This window comes from Sphingomonas montana (assembly GCF_001956315.1).
GTDB classification, from domain to species: Bacteria; Pseudomonadota; Alphaproteobacteria; order Sphingomonadales; family Sphingomonadaceae; genus Sphingomonas_R; species Sphingomonas_R montana.
The window spans coordinates 161,294-184,391 of record NZ_MOLY01000045.1 but is presented as its reverse complement, the minus strand read 5'-3'; the positions used below and the strand labels follow the sequence as shown (position 1 = coordinate 184,391).

General features: G+C 67.0%; 17 protein-coding genes. 8 read left to right on the top strand and 9 right to left on the bottom strand.

The window, feature by feature from the left end; all coding sequences use genetic code 11:
* Positions 1-20 precede the first annotated feature (20 nt).
* The 4 genes from BKY59_RS14360 to BKY59_RS14345 form a co-directional block, all read right to left on the bottom strand.
* Positions 21-1,124, bottom strand: coding sequence for an ATP phosphoribosyltransferase regulatory subunit (locus tag BKY59_RS14360; RefSeq protein ID WP_076072766.1), 1,104 nt, complete (start codon positions 1,122-1,124; stop codon positions 21-23).
* Complete coding sequence (locus BKY59_RS14355; protein ID WP_076072764.1) at positions 1,121-1,588, bottom strand: DUF559 domain-containing protein; 468 nt, start codon at positions 1,586-1,588, stop codon at positions 1,121-1,123. The genes BKY59_RS14360 and BKY59_RS14355 overlap by 4 nt, the downstream gene beginning before the upstream one ends.
* A gap of 56 nt (positions 1,589-1,644) precedes the next feature.
* The gene (gene serA / locus BKY59_RS14350; protein WP_076072762.1) at positions 1,645-3,219 is read right to left on the bottom strand and encodes a phosphoglycerate dehydrogenase; all 1,575 of its coding nucleotides are present in this window, start codon (positions 3,217-3,219) and stop codon (positions 1,645-1,647) included.
* 155 nt (positions 3,220-3,374) lie between these two features.
* Positions 3,375-4,508 (bottom strand): phosphoserine transaminase, encoded by a 1,134-nt coding sequence (locus BKY59_RS14345; RefSeq protein WP_076072761.1) that lies wholly within the window; start codon positions 4,506-4,508, stop codon positions 3,375-3,377.
* Between the two features lie 496 nt (positions 4,509-5,004).
* Here BKY59_RS14345 and BKY59_RS14340 point away from each other — a divergent pair, with 496 nt between their 5' ends.
* The 5 genes from BKY59_RS14340 (at position 5,005) to BKY59_RS14320 (ending at position 10,780) form a co-directional block, all read left to right on the top strand.
* Positions 5,005-6,582, top strand: a complete 1,578-nt coding sequence (locus BKY59_RS14340) for a SulP family inorganic anion transporter (RefSeq protein WP_240500118.1) — start codon at positions 5,005-5,007, stop codon at positions 6,580-6,582.
* On the top strand, positions 6,579-7,217 hold the full coding sequence (locus BKY59_RS14335) for a carbonic anhydrase (RefSeq protein WP_076072758.1): 639 nt from the start codon (positions 6,579-6,581) through the stop codon (positions 7,215-7,217). Before BKY59_RS14340 ends, BKY59_RS14335 begins: the two co-directional genes overlap by 4 nt.
* Positions 7,218-7,392: 175 nt before the next feature.
* On the top strand, positions 7,393-8,706 hold the full coding sequence (locus tag BKY59_RS14330; RefSeq protein WP_076072756.1) for an Hsp70 family protein: 1,314 nt from the start codon (positions 7,393-7,395) through the stop codon (positions 8,704-8,706).
* Positions 8,707-9,019: 313 nt separating this feature from the next.
* Positions 9,020-10,087, top strand: a complete 1,068-nt coding sequence (locus BKY59_RS14325) for an NAD(P)-dependent alcohol dehydrogenase (RefSeq protein WP_076072755.1) — start codon at positions 9,020-9,022, stop codon at positions 10,085-10,087.
* 87 nt (positions 10,088-10,174) lie between these two features.
* On the top strand, positions 10,175-10,780 hold the full coding sequence (locus BKY59_RS14320; RefSeq protein WP_076072753.1) for a prolyl hydroxylase family protein: 606 nt from the start codon (positions 10,175-10,177) through the stop codon (positions 10,778-10,780).
* A 503-nt stretch (positions 10,781-11,283) separates the two neighbouring features.
* Here the strand turns inward: BKY59_RS14320 and BKY59_RS14315 are convergent.
* The 4 genes from BKY59_RS14315 to BKY59_RS14300 form a co-directional block, all read right to left on the bottom strand.
* Positions 11,284-14,016, bottom strand: a complete 2,733-nt coding sequence (locus BKY59_RS14315) for a TonB-dependent receptor domain-containing protein (protein WP_076072751.1) — start codon at positions 14,014-14,016, stop codon at positions 11,284-11,286.
* Between the two features lie 78 nt (positions 14,017-14,094).
* A complete protein-coding gene (locus tag BKY59_RS14310; protein WP_076072750.1) occupies positions 14,095-15,678 on the bottom strand; it encodes a hypothetical protein in 1,584 nt (527 codons plus the stop codon).
* 156 nt (positions 15,679-15,834) lie between these two features.
* Entirely contained in the window at positions 15,835-16,650 is an 816-nt protein-coding gene (locus BKY59_RS14305) for a PDZ domain-containing protein (RefSeq protein ID WP_076072748.1), read from the bottom strand.
* A gap of 17 nt (positions 16,651-16,667) precedes the next feature.
* Entirely contained in the window at positions 16,668-17,534 is an 867-nt protein-coding gene (locus BKY59_RS14300; protein WP_206362079.1) for an N-formylglutamate amidohydrolase, read from the bottom strand.
* Between BKY59_RS14300 and BKY59_RS14295 the strand changes: the two genes are divergently transcribed.
* From BKY59_RS14295 to BKY59_RS14285, 3 genes are read left to right on the top strand one after another with little or no spacing between them, the layout of a single operon-like run.
* Positions 17,533-18,456 carry a transglutaminase family protein gene (locus BKY59_RS14295; RefSeq protein WP_076072747.1) on the top strand — a complete coding sequence of 308 codons (924 nt, stop codon included), beginning with the start codon at positions 17,533-17,535 and terminating at the stop codon, positions 18,454-18,456. The two genes, BKY59_RS14300 and BKY59_RS14295, sit on opposite strands and share 2 nt — an antisense overlap.
* Complete coding sequence (locus tag BKY59_RS14290) at positions 18,450-19,280, top strand: transglutaminase-like domain-containing protein (RefSeq protein ID WP_076072745.1); 831 nt, start codon at positions 18,450-18,452, stop codon at positions 19,278-19,280. Before BKY59_RS14295 ends, BKY59_RS14290 begins: the two co-directional genes overlap by 7 nt.
* On the top strand, positions 19,270-21,267 hold the full coding sequence (locus tag BKY59_RS14285; protein WP_076072743.1) for a M3 family metallopeptidase: 1,998 nt from the start codon (positions 19,270-19,272) through the stop codon (positions 21,265-21,267). Before BKY59_RS14290 ends, BKY59_RS14285 begins: the two co-directional genes overlap by 11 nt.
* A gap of 216 nt (positions 21,268-21,483) precedes the next feature.
* Here BKY59_RS14285 and fumC read toward each other — a convergent pair whose 3' ends face one another.
* Positions 21,484-22,875: a class II fumarate hydratase gene (gene fumC, locus BKY59_RS14280; RefSeq protein WP_076072742.1), complete on the bottom strand. Its 1,392-nt coding sequence runs from the start codon at positions 22,873-22,875 to the stop codon at positions 21,484-21,486.
* Positions 22,876-23,098: the final 223 nt, after the last annotated feature.

The window sequence follows — 23,098 nt, the reverse complement described above, 5'->3', positions numbered from 1 at the left end:
GGCAGAAGTAAAGCCGCGCCTTAGAGCGGTTCGGCGATCGCGCCAACCATGCGGTGCGTGCACCCGGCGGGCGTGTCGGCATCGGTCAGCGCGGCGACCGTGACCCAGCCTTCGGCGCGGAGCGCGCGGGCGGCGGCGGGATCGGACCCGAGCGGCACGAAGACGCGGCGCGAAGGTTCCTGCCCCAGCCCGGCATCGACCAGCGGATCGATGTAGAGCGAGAAGCCGACCGCAGGCTCGGCCGTGCCGTCGGCCTGCAGGATGGCATAGGATCCGCCGCGACCGACCTCGCCGCGCAAGCCTCCGGCGAACAGCGAGAAGCCGATCAGGCTCTGATATTCAAAGCCCTGCCGTTCGGTGGGATCGAGCGTGAAGGCGACGCGACCGTCGAGCGCGGTGGTGATCGCGGCGATCGCGGCGATCCGCTGGTCGAGGATCTCCCAGCGGCTGAGCGTGCGCAGCCGGGCGAGTGCCGCGGGCAGCGGACCGGCGGCCTGGAGCAGCGGCAGATAGTCCGCCGCGCCGATCCCCGCCAATGCGCCGGCATCCTTCGCGTCGAGCGCGTCGCGGAGCCGGCCGAGCTGGTCGGGGGCGACGGGCAGCGGGCCGGCGGCGAGCGTTTCGACCAGGTCGGGCAGCGTCAGGTCGATCGTGATGTTGGTAACGCCCGCGGCCTCCAGCGCCTCGATCGCGACGCGCAGGATTTCGACGATGGCAGGGACCGCGGCGGTGCCGATCAGCTCTGCGCCGGCCTGCGTCAGTTCGCGTTCGGGCCGCAGCTGCGTCGCGCGGAGCTTCAGGACGGGGCCGCCATAGGCGAGACGGAGCGGACGCGGGCGGTGACCCATGCGGGTGGCGGCAATGCGCCCGACCTGGCCGGTGATGTCGGGGCGCAGCGCCAGCGTGCGTTGCGACACGGGATCGACGAAGCGCAGCAGATCCTGCCGGCGCGCCGACTTCAGCCGGCCGACCAGTTCCTCCTCATATTCCGCGAGCGGGGGGGAGACGCGGTCGTAGCCGTGCCGCCCGATCGCCACGATGACGCGGTGGAGTAGGCGCGATGCCGCCTCCGCATGGGGCGGGAGGCGGTCGCGAAGACCTTCGGGGAGGAGGCCGTTGGTCATTTAATATCCTTCGGGCGTAGCAACCCTTCTCCCCAATCCTCTCCCCGGAGGAACGAGGGGGCCTGTCGTGTTCCGCCTTCCTGCCCCCTCTCCCCAACGGGGAGAGGGTTGGGGAGAGGGGGGGACGCAAGAGCTGCCAGTATGGAGTCGAGAACGCCCTCGCGGTTCCCCATCACGTCGGCATTGGTTAAGCGGATCACGCGGTAGCCCTGCGCCTGGAGAAACTCGGTTCGGGCGGCGTCATACGCCACTTGGGTCGCATGTGTATCCCCATCCAGTTCGATTGCCAGTTTTTGGGTGCGTGCCGCGAAGTCGAGGATGTACGAGCCGACTGGGACTTGGCGAGTGAACTTTGTGCCGGACAGGCGGCGGGCGCGGAGGAGTTTCCAGAGCGCCTGTTCCGGCGCGGTCTGGTTCGTGCGGAGCTGTTTGGCGCGGTCGGTCAGCGTCTCGGTGCGCTTCACCGTTGCTTCCCTCTCCCAACCCTCTCCCCGGAGGGGAGAGGGCCTTTCGGTAGCGGTTAGAACCGCAGCGTCTTTGCCACCTTCACGCCCGGCAGTGCCTTGACCTGGGCCAGCACGTCCTCCGACAGTGCGGAGTCGACCGAGAGCAGCAGGACCGCTTCGCCGCCGGCGGCGCGGCGGCCTAGGTGGAAGGTGCCGATGTTGATGCCGGCCTCGCCCAGCGCGCCGCCGAGGCGGCCGATGAAGCCGGGGGCGTCTTCGTTCACCACGTAGAGCATCGTGCCGGCGAGGTCGGCTTCGATCTTCACGCCGAAGATCTCGACCAGTCGCGGGGCGGCGTCGGCGAACAGCGTGCCGGCGACGGAGCGGTCGCCGTGCGGGGTGGAGGCGGTGACGCGGACCTGCGTGGAATAATTGCCGTCGCGGTCGTGGCGGATTTCGCGCACGTCGAGCCCGCGTTCCTTGGCCAGCGACGGCGCGTTCACCATGTTCACCGTGTCGGAATAGACCCGCATCAGCCCGGCCAGCACCGCACCGGTGATCGGCTTCTGGTTGAGGTCGGCGGCCGCACCCTCGGTCTCGATCGCGACCGCGGTGATCTCGCCCTCAAGCTGGCCGACGAGGCTGCCGAGCCGTTCGGCGAGCGCCATGTAGGGCTTGAGCTTGGGGGCTTCCTCCGCGGACAGGCTGGGCATGTTCAGCGCGTTGGTGACGCCGCCCGACATGAGGAAATCGGCCATCTGTTCGGCGACCTGGATCGCGACGTTGACCTGCGCCTCCGTGGTCGATGCGCCGAGATGCGGGGTGGAGACGAAGTTGGGCGTGCCGAACAGCGGCGATGCCTTGGCCGGTTCCTCGACGAACACGTCGAGTGCCGCGCCGCCGACCTGGCCGCTGTCCATCGCCGCCTTCAGGGCGACCTCGTCGATCAGGCCGCCGCGCGCGCAGTTGATGATCCGGACGCCGCGCTTGGTCTTGGCGAGCGCTTCGGCCGACAGGATGTTGCGCGTCGAATCGGTAAGCGGCGTGTGGAGCGTGATGAAGTCGGCGCGGGCGAGCAGTTCGTCGAGCGTGACCTTCTCGATCCCGAGTTCGATCGCGCGTTCGGGGGTTAGGAACGGATCGAACGCGACGACCTTCATTTTCAGCCCGCGCGCACGGTCCGCGACGATCGAGCCGATGTTGCCCGCGCCGATCAGGCCGAGCGTCTTGGATGTCAGCTCGACACCCATGAAGCGGTTCTTCTCCCACTTGCCGGCCTGCGTCGATGCGTCGGCTTCCGGAAGCTGGCGGGCGAGCGCGAACATCAGCGCGATGGCATGTTCGGCGGTGGTGATCGAGTTTCCGAACGGGGTGTTCATGACGACGACGCCGGCGGCCGAGGCTGCCGGAATGTCGACATTGTCAACGCCGATGCCGGCGCGGCCGACGACCTTGAGGTTCGTCGCGGCGGCCAGGACCTCCTTGGTCACCTTGGTCGAGGAGCGGATCGCGAGGCCGTCATAGCTGCCGATCATGGCGATCAGCTCGTCCTTGGTCTTGCCGGTGATCTCGTCGACCTCGACCCCGCGTTCGCGGAAGATCTGGGCGGCGCGGGGATCCATTTTGTCGGAGATGAGGACTTTTGGCATAGGGTTTCTGCCTTCTGCTCCCTCTCCGCGTTCCAAGAAGGGCTTGGGGGGGAGAGGGTCGGGGAGAGGGGAATGACGGGGAGGGCGGGGGCTGCCGGTGGCGTTGCTCCCCTCTCCCAACCCTCTCCCCTGGAGGGGAGAGGGCTTTAGACGTGTCAGGCCGTCGCTTGCGCGTAGGCCCAGTCGAGCCAGGGGCCGAGCGCTTCGATGTCGGCGGTGTCGACGGTGGCGCCGCACCAGATGCGCAGGCCGGGGGGCGCGTCGCGGTAGGAGCCGAGATCGTAGGCGGCGTCTTCCGCCTCGAGCAGGCTGACCATCTTCTTCTCGATCGCGGTGGCCGCGTCGTCGGACAGGCCGGCGAATTTAAGGCACACGCTTGTGTTTGAACGGATCGCCGGGTCGGCGGCGAGATGTTCGATCCAGGGCGTACGCTGCACCCAGGCGTCGAGCGCCGCGGCGTTGCGGTCGGCGCGTGCGAACAATTCGGGCAGGCCGCCGATCGACTGCGCCCATTCCAGGCTGGCGATATAGTCCTCGGTCGCGAGCATCGAGGGGGTGTTGATCGTCTCGCCCTTGAACAGGCCTTCGATCAGCTTGCCCTTGGCGGTCAGCCGGAAGATTTTCGGCAGCGGGCGGTCGGGCACGTAGCTTTCGAGTCGTTCGACGGCGCGCGGGCTGAGGATCAGCATGCCGTGGCCGCCCTCCGACCCCATGACCTTCTGCCAGGAGAAGGTGGTGACGTCGCACTTGGCCCAGTCGATCGCCTGCGCGAAGACCGCGGAGGTGGCGTCGTTGATGGTCAGCCCGGCGCGGTCCGCGGCGATCCAGTCGCCGTTCGGCACGCGCACGCCGGATGTGGTGCCGTTCCAGGTGAAGACGAGATCGTGCGACGGATCGATCGCGGCCATGTCGGGCAGTTCGCCGTACGGTGCCTTGACGACGACCGGATCGATCTTGAGCTGCTTGACCGCATCGGTCACCCAGCCTTCGCCGAAGCTTTCCCAGGCGGCGACCGTGACGGGGCGTTGGCCCAGCATCGTCCACATCGCCATTTCGACCGCACCGGTATCGGACGCGGGTACGATCGCGATGCGGTAGTCGGCAGGGACGCCGAGAATTTCGCGGGTGAGGTCGATCGCCTTGGCGAGACGCGCCTTGCCGATCTTGGACCGGTGCGAGCGGCCGAGCGATGCGGTGGCGAGTGTATCGACGGACCAGCCGGGCGGTTTCGCGCAGGGACCGGACGAGAAAAACGGACGCGCAGGTGCGGCGTCGGGACGTGCAGTCATATAGTCTCTCCTCACAGAGAGCACGCGCCGCGTTGGGGCGGCGTGGCCCGTCGCGGGGTTTAGGGGCTGGGGTGGGGGAGTCAAGCGTGTCGGGCTTGTTGGTGCAGTGCCAATGGCCCCAAAAACCAGTGGTCCGATCTAACGGATCCCCGCGGACGCGGGGATCCAGGTTGGTTTGCGGCGGTGAGGTTCGGGGTGGGTTCAAGCTGGACCCCCGCGTCCGCGGGGGAACGTGCTTGGTACGGCGATGTCCGTCGCAGAGTGCGGGGGGCAGTGGTGCGTGTGCGGTTTGCCGGGATTGGCTGTTTGGGGTGAGGCTCGGTCTTCTCAAGCCACCGCCCCTCTCCCCAACCCTCTCTCCGGCGGGGAGAGGGCTTTTCCGTGGCGACTGTGTCGGGCTGTGCATTTGTAAGGAAGTATGTCTCGGGGCGGTCGGGGGTCGCTTGGGGGTTCCTCGGTGGGCTAGATGCGGTCGATTGGTAGCGAGGAACCCCAAGTGACGGCACCCGGTCTGTTCAGAAGCTGGCGCAGCGACCTGCCCGCATCGATCGTGGTGGCGCTGGTCGCGTTGCCGCTGTGCCTGGGCGTGGCGCTGGCATCCGGGGCGCCGCTGTTCGCGGGGTTGATCTCCGGTGTGGTCGGCGGGATCGTCATCGGGTTCGTCAGCCGGTCGCCGTTGTCGGTCAGCGGGCCGGCGGCCGGGCTGACCGCGATCGTGCTGACCGCGATCGAGGCCGCGCCGAGTTACCAGACCTTCCTGCTGGCGGTGCTGCTGGCGGGCGTCATCCAGATCGGTTTCTCGCTGACCCGCGGTGGCGTGCTGGCGGAATTCGTGCCCTCGTCGGTCATCACCGGCATGCTGGCCGCGATCGGCATCATCCTGATCCTGAAACAGTTTCCGCACGCGATCGGTTATGACGGCGATTATGAGGGCAGCTTTCGCTTCTTTCAGGAGGACGGACGCAACACGCTGTCCACGATCGCCTACACCATTCGCGAAGAAGTGCTGGTCGGGCCGGCCTGGATCGCGCTGATCTCGATCATCTTCCTGTTCTGGTGGGAAAAGGCCAAGCCGAAGGACGGTCCGTTAAAGCTGCTGCCCGGGCCGCTGGTGGTGGTGGCGTTCAGCATATTCGCCAACATGGCGCTGTACCGGTTCGCCCCGCAATATGCGGTGCAGCAGACACATCTGGTGAACGTGCCGGTGGTGGCGTCGGCGCGCGAATTCCTGGGGCTGTTCCAATTGCCGGATTTCACCGCGATCGGATCCGGGTTCGTCTGGACGACCGCATTGACCGTGGCAATCGTCGCCAGCCTGGAATCGCTGCTGAGCGTGAAGGCGGTGGACGAGATCGATCCGAAGCGGCGCGTGACCGACAAGAACCGCGAACTGCTGGCGCAGGGTACGGGCAACATCGTGTCCGGGCTGCTCGGCGGCATCCCGGTGACGTCGGTGATCGTGCGCAGTTCGGCCAATGTGGGCGCGGGCGCGGACAGCCGGCTGTCGACCATCCTGCACGGATTCTGGCTGCTGCTGAGCGTCGTCGCGATCCCGTTCGTGCTCAACATGATCCCGCTGGCGGCGCTGGCGGCGATCCTGATCCAGACCGGGTACAAGTTGACCAAGCCGGCCCTGTACTGGCAGCGGTACAAGCAGGGATACCGCCAGTTCGTGCCGTTCTTCGTCACGGTGGTGGCAATCCTGTTCACCGATCTGCTGGAAGGTATCGCGATCGGGCTGGTCGTCGGCTTCGTCTTCGTGATCGCGCGCAATTTCCGGCAGGTCATCAGCTATGTCGAGACGCCGGAGGCCTGCATGGTGCGGGCGCGCCGTGACCTGTATTTCATCCACAAGCCGCAGTTGCAGGCGGCGCTGGAACGGGTGCCGGACGGGCGCGACGTGCTGATCGACCTGTCCAGCACCAGCTATGTCGACGACGACAATATCGACATCATCAACGCATTCATCAAAGGCGCGCCCTATCGCGACATCGCCGTGCTGGTGAAGGGCGACCTTTCGGGGCGCAGCGCGCGGCAGATCGATGCCCCGCTGAAAGAGGTGCGGTTCGCATGAAGGAAACCCAGCAACTGATCCTGGCCAACATGGCCTGGGCCGCCGAACAGCATGAGTTCGACCCGGAATTCTTCACGCGCCAGATGAAGGGGCAGCGGCCGGAATTTCTGTGGATCGGCTGTTCCGACAGCCGGGTCGCGCCGGACCAGATCACGCAGGCGCCGCCCGGCGGGCTGTATATCCACCGCAACATCGCCAACCTGGTCCATGTCGAGGACCTGAACCTGATGGCGGTCCTGCAATTCGCGGTCGAGACACTGGAGGTGAACGACATCATCGTGTGCGGCCATTATGGCTGCACCGGGATCATCGGTGCGCTGGACACGAGTGCGACGGGGCCGATCAGCGACTGGCTGGCCAATGTCCGGACGGTCCATGCCGACCACCGGGCCGAAATCGACGCGATGCCGGATCGCGAATCGCGGGTGAACCGTCTGGTCGAATATAATGTCCGGGCGCAGTTGCTGCATCTGGCCGCCACGCCGCCGGTCGCCGCGGCGTTCGCCGCCGGGCGCAAGCTGAAACTGCATGGCTGGGTCTACGACCTGCGCGACGGGTTGCTGAAGCCGCTGATGGATATCGACGCGCAGAGCGACCTGGATGCGCTCGCCAAGCTGGAGCGGGTGCTGCTGTAGCTCTTTGGCGGTTGCGGGGCGGCGCTGATCTGCTGGCGGGCGCAGCAGGATGACGGGGGCGGGAGTGCGCTTCCCGTCAACTTTGCAGCGTCGACCCGCCATCGCGATGGGCTGGCATGGTGGCAGGGTTCGCGGTAGGAGCGCCGGCCATCCATCCGAGCGGGATCGCACGCTTATGACATTCGCGGACCGGCCAGCGGCGCTGGGGCTCGATTTCGGTACCACCAACAGCGTGGTCGCGCTGGCGGGCACGGCGGGGACCGCCGACCTGATCGGCTATGCGGACCGTGGTGCGGTGTTCCGTTCCGCGCTGTGTTTCTGGCAGGACGCGGGCGCGCGTGGCGGGCTTGCCGTGGAGGCGGGGCCGTGGGCGATCGACGAATATCTGGAGGATCCGCAGAACAGCCGGTTCCTGCAATCGTTCAAGTCGGTGGCGGCCAGTGCGAGTTTCGAGACGGCATCGGTGTTCGACCGGCGATACAGGTTCGAGGAACTGGGCCGGACGTTTCTGGACCGGCTGGTGACGCATGGCGGTTCGCGGCTCGACGCGCCGTTGCCCGATCGGATCGTGGTCGGGCGGCCCGTGGAATATGCGGGCGCGCGCCCCGACCCCGCCTTGGCGCGGACGCGGTACGACGCGATGTTCGCAGGGTTCGGCGGGGCACGCGCCGGTGCCGGTGCCGTCCATTACGTGTACGAACCGCTGGGGGCGGCGTTCAGCTATGCCACGCGGTTGACGCACGCCGCGACGATTCTAGTTGCCGATTTCGGGGGCGGAACGAGCGATTTCTCGGTGGTGCGGGTCGCCGCACCCGGTGCCGCGCGGCGGTGCGCGCCGCTGGGCCATGCCGGTATCGGGATCGCCGGCGACCGGTTCGACTACCGGATCGTCGATCGGCTGGTCCTGCCGATGCTGGGGAAGGGCGGGCAGTACCGCTCGTTCGGCAAGCTGCTGGAGGTCCCGCGGAGCTATTATGCCGATTTTGCCGACTGGTCGCGGCTGGCGCTGATGCGCAACCGCCGGACGCTGGACGAACTGGCGAAGCTGGCCAAGGCGGCGGTCGATCCAGCCGCGATCGAACGGATGATCGCCGTGATCGATCACGAACTGGGCTATACGCTCTACGATGCGGTAGGGGCGTGCAAGCGCGCCCTGTCGACCGCGGAGAGCGCGCCGTTCCGGTTCCACGGCGGCGGCATCGACATTGAAGCGGTGGTGACGCGCGAGGCGTTCGAGGGCTGGATCGCCGAGGATCTCGACCGCATCGCGGCCACGATCGACCGGGCACTGGCGGAAGCGGGCGTGCCGGCGGACGCGGTCGACCGGGTTTTCCTGACCGGCGGATCGTCGCTGATCCCCGCGGTGCGCGCATTGTTCGACGCGCGGTTCGGCAGCGACCGGATCGCGACCGGCGGCGAACTGACGTCGATCGCTCATGGCCTCGCGCTGATCGGGCAGGAAGAGGATCTGACCGCCTGGGCGGCGTGACGCGGAATTCAGGTCGGGTTCGGTTTTATCCCGCCGTCACCCGCCATCCTGGACTTGCAGCCGAAAGCCGGCGCTTCACACGCAGCGCGCCCGACGCGGTAATCCGTCCCGAGGTTCGACGCCGCGGATGATTATGGCTGGTCGATCCTTAGTTCGGACCGGCAAAGCCCGCGTGTGAGGCGGCGTCGCTATGTTTGTTGACCTGGATTACCGAGGTCGTCCGGAACGTGGGGTGGTGGATCGGGGTGCGGCTCCCATATCTGTACCGCACGGTTGCCCGAGCATTGTGCATCCAGTTTCCAAGGATCTTGCCATGACCATTACCGCCCACGGCTATGCCGCGCAGGCCCCCGCCGCGCCGCTTGCGCCCTTCAGCTTCGAACGTCGCGATCCGCAGCCGAACGACGTCGCGATCGACATCCTGTTCTGCGGCGTCTGCCATTCCGACCTGCACACCGCGCGCGGCGAATGGGACGGGACGCTGTACCCCTGCGTTCCCGGCCACGAGATCGTCGGCCGCGTGGCCGCCGTCGGCAACGATGTCTCCAAGTTCACAGCCGGCGATATCGTCGGTGTCGGCTGTATGGTCGACAGTTGCGGCCAGTGCCCGTCCTGCACCGACGGAGAAGAGCAATATTGCGAGACGACGGGGTTCGTCGGCACCTATAACGGGCCGGACCCGGTGTTGGGCGGCCATACGTTCGGCGGCTATTCCGACCATATCGTCGTCGATCAGGGGTTCGTCCTGAAGATCGGCCATGACGAAAAGGATCTGGCCGCCGTTGCGCCACTGCTTTGCGCGGGGATCACCACCTATTCGCCGCTCAAGCACTGGAAGGTAGGACCGGGGCAGAAGGTCGGGATCGTCGGGTTGGGGGGCCTTGGCCATATGGGCGTCAAGATCGCGGCTGCGCTCGGGGCCGAGGTGTATGTCTTCTCCACGTCGCCGAACAAGCGCGACGACGCCAGGCGACTGGGCGCGACCGACCTGATTGTGTCCAAGGATGCGGACGCGATGGCGGCGCATGCCAACAGCTTCGACTTCATCCTGAACACGGTGGCGGCGAGCCACGACCTGGACGCGTTCACCGCGCTGCTGAAGCGCGACGGCACGATGACGCTGGTCGGCGTGCCCGAGCATGCGCATCCGTCGCCGTCGGTCGCCAACCTGATCTTCAAGCGGCGGGCGATTGCCGGATCGCTGATCGGCGGCATCGCCGAGACGCAGGAGATGCTCGATTTCTGCCAGGCGCACGGTTTGACCGCCGATATCGAGATGATCGATATTGCCGATATCGAGACCGCCTATGCACGAATGGTGAAGAGCGACGTCAAATATCGCTTCGTCATCGACCTGGCATCGTTGAAGACGGCAGCGTGAGGATGGCGGGGCCGGACCGGTGATGGTCCGGCCCCTTGCCCGTCTTTGGACGACGGGCCATGGAACCGTGCGGAACGGGAGGTAGCGATGCCGGGTGTTGGGTCGGAACGGGTGCAGCGCGTGCCCAATCGGTTGGTCGATCTGCGGATCGCCAAGGCGTTCCTCGACCCCGACGACTGCGCCTATCTGATCAGGGCGATCGATGCGGGGCGGCGGCCCTCGACCATCGCGGACGATGGCGGGGAGCCGGCGTTCCGGACGAGCGAAACCTGCGACCTGGACCCGCGCGATCCGCGTATCGGCGGGATCGACGCGAGGATCGCGGCGCTGCTGTCGATCGATCCGGCGCACGGCGAACCGTTGCAGGGGCAGCGTTACGCCGTCGGTCAGGAATTCAAGGCGCATACCGACTATTTCGAACCGGACGGGATCGATTATCACCGGTTCTGCGCGGTTGCGGGGCAGCGGACCTGGACGGCGATGATCTACCTGAACGAACCGGAGGAAGGCGGCGCGACGCGGTTCAAGACGATCGACAAGATGCTGCGGCCGGAAACGGGCAAGCTGGCCTGCTGGAACAATCTGGGCGCCGATGGGCGCGTGAACCCGGCGACGCTGCACCACGGGATGAAGGTGCGGCGGGGGGTGAAGTATATCGTGACCAAGTGGTTCCGCGAGCGACCCTGGGGATGAGCTTGGTGGGTCGGCACGCATGTTCTGAGCGGCCTCCGGAGAGGCGCGCTCAGGGGGATTGGTAGGTTTGGAGTTTGACGGCTTGGACGCCGGCTGAATGTCACGATCCTGTTCGGTTCGAGCCTGTCGAGAACTGGCACAGGGTTCTCGACAAGCTCGAACGGATCAGAAACTGAGCCGACTTAAGAAGGTTATCCCGCAGTTCGAGGCGCGTCTCGCCGCGTAGCCGCACAGTCTGCCGAGCGTGGGCGGGACTATGGCACTGACGTCCGGCTACGTTCTGGGTAAGTGGTGGATGTTCTCTCGTAATCGACCGTCAACCCAACGAACGCCGGAACTATTATCACTACGGACGAGTCTGACCCGACCGTAGTGATAATGGATCCTGACTTCCGTCAGGATGACGGTGGGAGCATGGCTCGTCGCCCGATGGGTATCGCGGCCGTCCCGCACGGCATCCCAGGGCTGAGCCGGGATGCCGCGCGATGGAACGGGGGTCAGTCCTAGAACTTCACCCCGACGCCGAGCGAGAAGGTGCGGCCGAGGTCATACTGGTTGATGAGGATGCGGCGATCGCCGAAGTCCTGCGATTCGCGGTAGTTGGTGCGCAGGAGGTTGCGCCCTTCCGCCTTGAATTCCAGCTGGGCGCCGTAGAATTCGAAACCCTGGCGGGCCACGAAGTCGAGCCGGATGCCGGGCCGTTCGACCAGGTCGGGCAGGCGGACGCCGGAGCTGACCGGGCCGCGGTTGGTGACGCGGTCGCTGGCATAGTTCACCAGCAGGGTCAGCTGCGACAGCTTTGCGGTATCCTCGACCCCGATCTGGAAGTTCACGAGGTGATCCGACTGGCCCACGAGGGCCGCGCCGTCGCGGAACAGCAGGTTCGCGGTCTGGAAGCGCGGGACGCCGCTTGACTGGATCGGGTCGGGGACCTGTTCGTCGCCGGCCTTGATCTTGGACTTGGTGTAGGAATAGTTCGCGACCAGGACGAGCCGGCGCGTGGCGAAGAGCGACCCGCCGAGACCGTCGAGCGGGATATATTTCTGGAACTCGACCTCGCCGCCGTAGAGCTGCGCCTCGGGTGCGTTCGAGAAGCCGGTCTGGAGACGGCCGTCGGACGTGAAGGTGGCGATCGCCTCGACCGGGTTCTTGATCTTCTTGAAGAAACCGGCGGCGCTGAACCGCTGGTCACGCGCGAAGAACCATTCGTACCGCGCCTCTGCGTTGTAGAGCTGCGAATCGACCAGCAACGGGTTGCCGATGAACTGGCGATCCGATTCGAAATCCTGGTAGATCTGCGGGGCAAGTTCGCGGAACTGCGGGCGGGCCAGCGTCTTCGATCCGTGCAGGCGGAGCTGCATGTCGGGGACGAAGTTCCACGTCACGGTGGCGGCGGGCAGCCAGTAGTTGTTGTCGAGATTGGTGGGTATCGACACCGCGCCGATCGGCCGGACCGTTTCGAGCGCGGTTTCGTAGCGAACACCGGCCGTCGCGCGCAGCGTGCTGCTCGCCTCCACCTCGGCCTGGACATAGCCGGCATGGACGCGCAGCGACGCCTCATATTCGGCCGCACCCTGCGCCGTCGACGTGTTCTGCAGCGTGATGCCATATTGCTGGATCGTGGCGTCGGACAGCAGGAAGTCGGGCCGCAGCTGCGACACTGTCTGGTTCAGCGGCGCGGCGTTGGGGCCGATATAGCGGAACGTGAAGCGGCTGGAGGTCCGGTCCGTGTCGTTATAGGCATAGCCGGCCGAAAGGCGGATCGGTGTCGCGCCGGTGATCTTGTAGCTGAGATCGGCGGCACCGCTCCAGAGGTCTTCGTTCAGGTTGCTGAAGGCGACCGTGGCGGACTGGTTGCCGCTGAGGCTGTTGACATAGTCCTTGGCCAGCACATTGTCATATTGGTACACAAACGCGCGCTCGTAGGGCGACTTGCGGAACGTGTTCGCATAGCTACCGCGGAGATCGACACCGAAATCGCCGAACTTGAACTCGCCCACGCCCTGCGTGGTGATGAGCTGGCGTTCGAAGAAATTGGTGTTCTGTTCGATCACGGTCGGGATGCCGGGGATCGCGGGGATGTTGACGTCCGTACCGGCACCGAGCCGGCTCTGCTTCAGCGTGTCGTGGATATACACGTTGGTGAAGCGGACGCGGTGATCGCCGAATTCGCCGCCGAGCCCGAGCAGGCCGTTCACGATCACGCGGTTGTCGGTCAGGACGGTGCGGAAGTCGCGCTGGGCATTGCCCTGCTGATCGTCGGTGGCCTGCTGGATCGCGTTACGCGTGCGCCAGCCATTGTCGATGCCGCCGGACAGCACCATGCCGATGCGGCCGCCGTCAATGTCCTTGGCGGTGCCGAAGTTCAGGTCGCCCGAGAAATTGGCGGGCACGTCGGTGTTGCGGCGGAGCAAGGTGGTGCGCGCGTTCGACAGGTTCAGGATCTGCGCGGAACCGAGCGAGGTGCCGTTGCGGCCGGCATCCTTGATCGCCTGCGGAACGTTGCGTTCGCCGTCGTCATAGCCGAGAAAATCGGTGTCGCTGCCATAATAGGTGTAGCCGAGGCGGCCGGTCGTCTCGGTATCGACGCCGAGCGACGTGCCGATCGAGAACGTCGTCTTTTCGGGAACGGCGCGGGTGGTGAGGTTGATGACGCCGCCACCGAATTCGCCGGGGTAGTTCACCGAATAGCTTTTCTGGACCAGCGCGCTCGCCACGATGCTGGTCGGGAAGATGTCGAGCGGCACGACGCGGCGCAGCGGTTCCGGCGACGGCAGCGGCGACCCATTGAGCAGCGACGAGGAGTAACGATCGCCCAGTCCGCGGACGTAGACGAAACCGTTGCCGACGAGGCTGAGCCCAGTGACGCGCTGAAGCGCGCCGGCGATGTCGCCTTCGCCGGTCCGCGCGATATCGGCCTGCGACAGGACCGACAGCACCTGCGACGTGTTGCGCACGACATTGGGGATGTAGCGGCCGGTGACGACGATTTCCTCGCCATCGGCGGGCGCCGTGGCGGACGGACGATTGGCACCGCCCGGCGTGGAGATTTCGACGTCTTCCTCGATCTGCGCGGCGCTCTGCGGATCCGCGGCGGCGGGCGTGGCCGGTGCGCTGGACATGGCAGGGGTCGACGACTGGCCACCGCCGCCCGACGCGGTCTGCGCCAGTGCGGCGGGCGACACGAACGTCGATGTGAGGAGAAGAAGGGTTCCGTAGGCGAGCGGCTTGGTCATCGTGGGCATCCTGTCCAGATCAGATATGCGCAAGGGCGGGCGACGCTTTCACGCCGCCCGCCCCGCGTTCAGCGCAGCTCAGGTCGTCGGAAGGGCCGTGCAGGCGCTGCTGCTCGCGCCGAACTGGGCGCGGTTGGAATTGCAGCTCCAGCCGCGGAACCAGCCGTCATTGGCGTCGCGGACCGCGCCGATATAGTTCGTCGACACGAAGAAGGACGAACCGGTGGGGTTGAGCGTGGCGGCGTTGAAGGCCGGACGTGCGGTCTCGTTGGCGCCGTTGACGTAGAGGCCGGCCAGCGTGGAGGTCGCCATCTGCAGGTTGTTGCTGCCGGCGTTGAAGAACGTCCCCTGCTGCGCATTGGTGATCGTCACGCCGCTCTGCGTCGTTTCGGCGAACGGTGCGGCGCAGGCGAAGCTGACCGAGTTGAACACGGGCGGGCCCTGGTCCTGCAGTTCGGTGTTGGCCGGACGGATGGTCGACGGGTTGGCCGCGTCGTTGGAGGCGACGGTGTTGAGGCAGGCCGTGGGGCTGACGACGACGCCGTTGACGAAGGTGAAGTCGGCACCGCCGCGCAGGCGGATCGCAGCGTTCGTCGCGGTCGAAGTGTGGATGAAGGTGAAGTTCGCCAGACGGCCGAACTGACGTGGCAGGGCGTCTTCGCTACCGTTCGAGTCGATTTCGATCGCGTAGTTGTCGGTCTGCGTGTTGTTCGGCTTCTGCGCCGCGATCACGAACTGGATGAAGCCCTGATAGCCGACGTCGGTGTCGAGCGAGTCGTCGTCCGCGCCGGTCAGCAGCAGGTAGCGCATGTTCACACGGCCGCCGAACACCTCGATCCCGTCATCCGAGCTGTTGTGGATCTGGACGTGGTCGATCGTCGTGCCCGAACCGACGCCGCCGAGTGTCAGGCCCTGCAACTCGTTGTTCGGGCTGATGACCGTGCCGGAGTAGCGGATCTGGACGTAGCGGAACACGCCGCTGGAGTCTGTTGCGACGTTGCCGCCGTACAGCGCGTTGCCAGTGCCTTCGACGACGTTCTCGCAGTTTGCGGCACCGCCGGCGACGCCCGCCAAGTTGCAGTTACTGATCGGGGCGCGGCCGGCCATGATGATGCCGCCCCACTGGCCCTGCGAATCGTCGGTCGTTAGGCCGCGGACATTCTGTTCCGACGTGAAGATGATCGGCAGCGATTCGGTGCCGTCGGCCACGATCCGCGAGCCGCGGTTGACGACCAGATAGTCGTTGTCCGAGTTCGTGGTGTTGGCATAGACGAGCGCGCCCGGCTCGACCGTCAGCGTCGCGCTGGCGCCACCGGTGGCGTTGCCCGCACCGCCGACGTCGACGCCGACGTCGACGCGGCTGTTGATTTCATAAGCCGTGCCGGCGCGGCGCGGCAGCGTGAGCGCGCCGGTGACCAGGCCGGGGATGCGGCAGGAGCGGTAGGCACCGATGACGCCGACGTTGGTGGTGCCGGTGGGGCAGTCCGCGGCAGGCGTGCCGGCCGTGGGGGTCGGCGTCGGGGACGTGGGGGTCGGCGTAGGCGTGGGCGTGGGCGTCGGGGTGATGATGACACCTTCGCCGGGCGATGCGACGTCATCGGCACCGCAGCCGGCCAGTGCCAGTGCGGATCCGAGCAGCAGGATGGACTTGAAGGATGTCATGATCGGCCCCTTTAGGTGTTCACGTAGCGGACGACGGGCCACCTCACACATGCGGGTTCCTCTGGTCGTTGCCGTGGTGCCTAGAAGCGGTTCGTGATGCTAATGTTACAGTGTCGTGCGACGAATGTGACAGCCGCGGTGCGACCATCGAACGGGCTAGCGGGGCTGGACCTGCAGTTCCTGCGTCTGGCCATCGCGGCGGATGCGGAACACCACGGTGCTGGAAATTGCGGCTTCCCGCGCCAGCGTCGCGATTTCGGCCGGGCCGTCGAACGCGCGGCCGTTGATGCCGGTGATGATATCGCCGGGTTTCAGCCCGGCCTTCGCGAACAGGGGTGGCATGGCGCGCACGGTATAGCCGCGGTGGACGCCGTCCGCCCCGGGGGTGAGCGCCGACTGGTAGACCATCGATTCGCGCAGTTCCGATGCGGAGGCCGGCTGTGCCACGGGCGCGGGCGGTGGCGGCGCGGCGGCCATGACGGTGGCGGGGCCGGGATCCGCCTTCGCGGCGGCCTCCGACTGCAGCGGCATCCAGAAGCGGGTGGCACCGGCGGTGAAGGTCGCCCGGTCGGCCGCCACGCCGGTCAGGCGGGTGCCAGGGACGACGTCGGTCCCGGTGGCGACGATGCCGCGCGTACCATCCGCCCGCGTGACCAAGATGCTGCCACCGCCGCCGCGCGTGGCGAAGGTGGCGTTGACCGACAGGCCGGGCACGCTTCCGCGCAGGATGGCGGTGGGCTGTGGGGGCGATGGCGGGGGGGCAGGCGGCAGGGGCAGGGTCGCCGGAGGCGGGACGGGTTCGGGGAGCGGCGGGAGCGACGCGGCCGGCGACGGTTCCGGTGCAGGTTCGGATACCGGAGCGGCGGCGTAAACCGCGATCGCCAGCAGCGCGACCAGGCCAGCGCCGATCGCGACGCGCCGACGGGTCGCGGGGTCCGCCGGCAAGCGGTTTGTCGGAAGGATGCGCGCCACCGGGGCGACGTATGACGTTATGATGACCGAACGGTGACGGGCGCCACGTCGCGATCCGGCCGGGCCGCGGCGGTCAGCACGCGGGACAGGATGCCGCACCACCGGTCGATGCCCGGTCGGTCGGCCAGCAGATCCTGCCGCACCTCGAATTCGACATAGGGCAGCCCGGCGGCGAAGGCGTGGCGCGGCACGCTGTAATCGATGCGGTCCATCTTGTACGGTTCGTTGTCGCCGACGGTCAGCAGCGGGTCGGATTTCAGCAGCGCCAGCACGCGACGTGCGAACCGGTCATTCGCGCCGTCGTGCAGGATGCCGACATGCCAGGGGCGGGGCACGCCGCCCATGACAGGCGTGAAACTGTGCAGCGCGACAAGGATGGTGGGCTGGCCGGCGGCGGTGCGGCGCACGATCTCGGCGGCGATCGCATCCTGATAGGGGGCGTGGATTTCCGCCACGCGGGCGGCGCGGGCGGCATCGTCCAGCCCATGATTGGCGGGGACGGGCGTGCCGTCGCTGACCGGCACGACGGCGTTGGGCGTGGCGCACGGATCGGGCGCGCGGTTGCAATCGATCACGAGCCGGGAATAGGCCTGTTCGATCCAGACCGCATCCAGATGCCGCGACATCTGGGCGCCGAGCACGCCGATCCCGATATCCCAGCCGATGTGGCGCGCGCGTTCGGCGGCGGACACGCCCAGGTCACCCAGGCTTTGCGGGATGGCGTTTCCGGCATGATCGCCTATCAGGAGGAACGGGGCGCCCCCGGACGGGTTGTGAACGATGACCGGCCGCGGATCGTCCGCGGACAACAGGGTATTCCATGCAGTCGTCGCCACGTCAGATCCCGCCATATCCGATCCCTCCACGTCCGATCCGTGTGCCATGCCGTTCCTGACCATCGCGCATAGCACCCGATATGCCTATCGCCAGCCCGTATCGTTCGGCGAACATCGCATCATGGTGCGCCCGCGCGAAAGCTATGACCAGCGGTTGATCGCGGCGCGGCTCGATATCACGCCCGAACCTGCCGAACTGCGCTGGATCCACGACGTGTTCGGCAATTCGGTGGCGATCGCACGGTTCGACCGCCGGGCGCGCGAGCTGCGGTTCGACAGTGTGGTGCGGATGGAACACAGCCCGGTCGTCGATGGCCTGGTGCAGGTCGAACCCTATGCCCGCGCATTCCCGTTCACCTATTCCAGCGAGGACATGCCGGACCTGCTGCGGTCGATCGAGCGGCAGCATCCGGACCCGGAACGGATCGTGGACAGCTGGGCCCGCGGCTTCGTGTCCGACGACCGGCGGACCGACACGGCCGGCATGCTGGCCGAGATGACCGCGACGATCCGGCGCGAGTTCACCTATGTTCCGCGGTACGAACAGGGGACGCAGACGCCGATCGAGACGTTGCGCACCCGACAGGGGACCTGCCGCGACTATGCCGTGCTGATGATGGAGGCGGCGCGCGCGCTGGGCTTCGCGGCGCGGTTCGTATCCGGTTATGTCTACAGCCCGTCGCGCGGCGAGGGCCGCGTGGGCGGCGGGAACACGCATGCGTGGGTCCGCATCTTCCTGCCCGGATCGGGCTGGGTCGAATATGATCCGACCAACGGCATTGTCGGCAATCGCGGCCTCATCCGCGTCGCCGTGGCGCGCGATCCGATGCAGGCGGTGCCGCTGTCCGGCAGCTGGGCGGGGTTTCCCGGCAGCGATACCGGCATGACCGTCGACATCGGTGTCGATCTGGACGACGATGCGACACTCGCAATCCCACATGCGCCCAAGGGAGACGTGCCACCATGCTGATCCGCACCGGTTACGACATCAGTTTCGCCGCGAACCGGCCCACGCCGATGATGGCGATGCTGAGCATCCACCCCTCGCGCAGCCGCGACCTGACGACGCCGCACCGGATCACGTCCGACAAGCAAGTGCCGATGTACGATTATGTCGACAGTTTCGGAAATGTCTGCACGCGCCTGACGATCCCGGCGGGCGGGCTGACGTTGTCCGCGGATTTCGTCGTCGAGGACAGCGGCCTGCCGGACCGGGTGGTGCCGGACGCGCCCCAGGTGCCGGTGGCCGAGTTACCCGACGATATCCTGCTGTTCCTGCTGGGCAGCCGATATTGCGAGACGGACCGGCTGTCGAACACGGCGTGGAACCTGTTCGGCAACACGCCCCCCGGCTGGGCGCGGGTGCAGGCGATCGTCGAATTCGTGCATGGCCATATCGAGTTCGGATACCATCACGCGCGGTCGACCAAGACGGCGTGGGATGCTTTCCAGGAAAAGCGCGGCGTCTGCCGCGATTTCGCGCATCTGGCGGTCACGCTGTGCCGGTGCATGAACATTCCGGCGCGCTACTGCACCGGATATCTGGGCGATATCGGCATCCCGCCGGTCGAAGGCCCGATGGATTTCAGCGCATGGTTCGACGTCTACCTGGGCGGCGAATGGTACACGTTCGACGCGCGGCACAACCGGCCGCGGATCGGCCGCATCCTGATGGCGCGCGGCCGCGACGCGACCGATACCGCGCTGACCACGGTATTCGGACCCGCCACGCTCAGCCGGTTCGACGTCCATACCGACGAAATCACCGCGGAAGGCCAGGCCGGTGGCAGCTAACCCGTTGCTGGCCGATTGGGATACGCCGTTCGGCGCGCCCCCGTTCAACGCGATCCGGCCCGCGCATTTCCTGCCCGCGCTGGAGATCGCGATGGCGGAGAAGATGGCCGAGATCCGCGCCATCGCCGACGCGACCGGCCCGGCGACGTTCGATAGCGTGATCGCCGCGCTGGAACGGTCGGGCGCGGCGCTGTCGAGGGTGCGGCGCGTGTTCTGGACGCTGTCGTCCGCGCACGGCGAACCCGGCATCCGCGCGATCGAGGCGGAGATATCGGCGCGCATGTCGGCGCATGGCACGGCGATCGACCATGATCCGGCGCTGTTCGCGCGGGTGGCCGAAGTGTGGCGAGGCCGCGCGACGGCGGGACTGACCGCCGAGCAGATCCGGTTGACCGACAATGTCTATCACGGGTTCGTGAATGGCGGGGCCGGGCTGGCGCCGGCGGACAAGGCGCGGTTCGCGGCGATCGACGCGCGGCTGGCGGCGCTGTCCGTGGCGTTCGGGCAGAATGTGATGGGGGCGGCGGGCGACTGGTCGTTGCTGACCGAGGCGCATGAGGTCGGCGGCCTGCCGCAGGCGGTGTGCGATGTGGCGGCGGCGCGCGCGGCGGCCGAGGGCATGGCTGGTCGATACCGCTTCACGCTGGACCGCGGCGATTTCGAAACGGTCACGACGTTCGCGACCGACCGCGTCTTGCGCGAAACGATGTGGCGTGGCTTTACCCAGCGCTGCGACGGCGGCGCGCACGACAACAACCCGCTGGTGGCGGAGATCGTCGCGTTGCGGCGCGAAAGTGCGGCCTTGCTGGGCCATGCGACCTATGCCGACTACAAGCTGGCGGACAGCATGGCGGCGTCGCCGGATGCGGCACACGCGCTGCTGATGCGATTGTGGGAACCGGCGCGGGCCAAGGCGATCACGGAGACCGCGACGCTGCAATTGCTGGCCGACCGCGACGGCGTGACGATCGCGCCGTGGGACTGGCGGTTCTATGCCGAACAGGTCCGGCGCGAAGCCTATGCGCTGGATGCCGGAGCGGTGCGCGCGTTGCTGAGCGTGGACGGCGTGCGGGATGCGGCGTTCGACGTGGCGGGGCGGCTGTACGGGCTGCGCTTCGTGGAGCGGCCGGACATCGCGGTCTACCACCCCGACATGCACGCCTGGGACGTGCGCGATGCGGCGGGCGAGGCTGTCGGGCTGCTCTATACCGATTATTTCGCGCGGCCGACCAAGCATGGCGGCGCTTGGATGGGGTCGCTGCGCGTGCAGGAGCGGATCGATGGGCCAGTGCTGCCGATCGTCTATACCGTCGCGAATTTTTCCAAGGCACCGGTGGCGGCGGACAGTCGGGTGTCGCTGGACGAGGCGCGGACGCTGTTTCACGAATTCGGCCATGCGCTGCATGCGCTGCTGTCCGACGTCACCTATCCCAGCCTCGCCGGGACGGCGGTGGCGCGCGACTTCGTCGAATTTCCCAGCAAGTTCATGGAGCACTGGATCGTGGCACCGGAGGTGCTGCGCGGGTTCGGTATGGACGACGCGATGATCGCGGCGATCGGTGCGGGCGACGGGTTCGGGCAAGGCTTCTCCACGGTCGAACTGACCGGATCGTCGATCGTGGACCTGGCGCTGCACCGCGCGACCGGTCCGGTCGATGCGGCGGCGTTCGAGGCGGAGATGCTGGCCACGTTGAGGATGCCGGATGCGATCGTGTTGCGGCACCGGTTGCCGCATTTCACGCATGTCTTCGACGGTGGCTATGCGGCGGCCTATTACAGCTATCTCTGGGCCGAGGTGCTGGACGAGGATGCGTTCGACAGCTTCGCCCAACCGGGTCGGTTGTTCGACTGGACGCTGGCGAAGCGGTTCCGCGACGAAGTGCTGGCGCGTGGCGACAGCCGCGATCCGATGGAGTCCTTCGTGGCGTTCCGCGGGCGGACGCCGGATGAGGCACCGCTGCTGCGCCAGCGGGGACTGGTGGGGTAGGCTTTTTCTTGGCCCCTCCCCTTCAGGGGAGGGGGTTGGAATGGGGCTGACCTCGTCATTGCCGCCATGCTGTCGGTGCGGTGCTGTTGCCCCCACCCCAACCCCTCCCCTGAAGGAGAGGGGCTTACTGTTGCGTTCGCGACGAGATCCCGCTCACGACAGTCGTCATCTCGGCGGAGGCCGGGATAACGGTTTGGGGCTGGTTGTAAGCGGTCTCTACCGGCCGAGCATCGTCTCCGCACGGACGACGCGATCGAACGTCTCGGCATCGACAAGGCCCGACGCCAGTGCCGCCTCACGCAGGGTCTGGCCTTCGTGGTGCGCGGTCTTGGCGATCTTCGCGGCGTTATCGTAGCCGATTTCGGGGGCGAGCGCGGTGACCAGCATCAGCGAGCGGTCGAGCAGCGCGGCGATGCGATCGCGGTCCGGCTCCAGTCCGTCGAGCGCGCGCAGGCGGAAACTGTCCATGCCGACGCTGAGCAGGTCGATCGAGCGGAGGACCGCAGCGCCGATCAGCGGCTTGAACACGTTAAGTTCAAGATGCCCCTGCAACCCGCCGATCGTCACGGCCATGTGATTGCCCATGACCTGCGCCGCCACCATGGTCAGCATCTCGCACTGGGTGGGATTGACCTTGCCCGGCATGATCGAGCTGCCGGGTTCGTTTTCGGGCAGGTGCAGTTCGCCGAGGCCGCAGCGCGGGCCGGAGCCGAGCAGGCGGATGTCGTTGGCGATCTTGGACAGCGACACGGCCAGCACGTTCAGCACGCCGGACAGTTCGACCAGCGTGTCGTGGCTGGCGAGGGCTTCGAACTTGTTGGGTGCGGTTTCGAACGGCAGACCGGTGAGGTCGGCGAGTTCGGCCGCGACGGCGGGGCCAAAATTGGCGGGCGCGTTCAGGCCGGTGCCGACCGCGGTGCCGCCCTGCGCCAGACGGTGGAGGCGCGGAAGGACGGCCTCGACCCGCGCAATGCCGTCGGCGATCTGCTGGGCGTAGCCGGAGAACTCATCGCCCAGCGTCAGCGGAGTCGCATCCTGCAGGTGGGTGCGGCCGATCTTGACGATGGCATCCCAGGCCTGCGCCTTGCGGGACAGTTCGGCGTGGATCGCGTGCAGCGCGGGCAACAACGCGTCGTGGACGGCGCGCGCGGCGGCGATATGAAGCGCGGTCGGGAAGCTGTCGTTCGACGACTGGCCCTGGTTAACGTGATCGTTGGGGTGGACGGGGCTCTTGCCGCCGCGTGTTCCGGTCACGACCTCGTTGGCGCGGCCGGCGATCACCTCGTTGACGTTCATGTTGGACTGAGTGCCGGATCCGGTCTGCCAGATTACCAACGGGAATTCGTCGTCCAGCTTGCCGCCGACGATTTCCGTGGCGGCGCTCTCGATCGCGTCGGCGACGGCGCCGTCCAGGCCATGGAGCCGGTTGACACGGGCGGCCGCCTGTTTGACGAGCGCCAGCGCGTGGACGATGCCGATCGGCATGCGTTCCGGCGCGCCGAACGGGAAATTGGCGATCGACCGTTCGGTCTGTGCCCCCCAGTAGCGGTCGGCGGGAACTTCGATGGGGCCGAAGCTGTCGGTCTCGGTGCGGGTCTGGCTGGTCATGCCAATGAAGCGTTCGGGGGCGGGATGGGTTGCATCCTGCTGGTGGTGTCGGCCCGGCGCTGGTGCCTGCGATCCTGGATCAAGGTGCTTTTCGGGAGGACGACGGGCAGGTTGTGCTGCCCGATCGACCGTCATCCTGACGGACGTCAGGATCCATTGTCACAGCGGTCTTGGCTGGCGCTGACGACGTCGTGATGGATGCCGACGTTCGCTGGAGTGACGG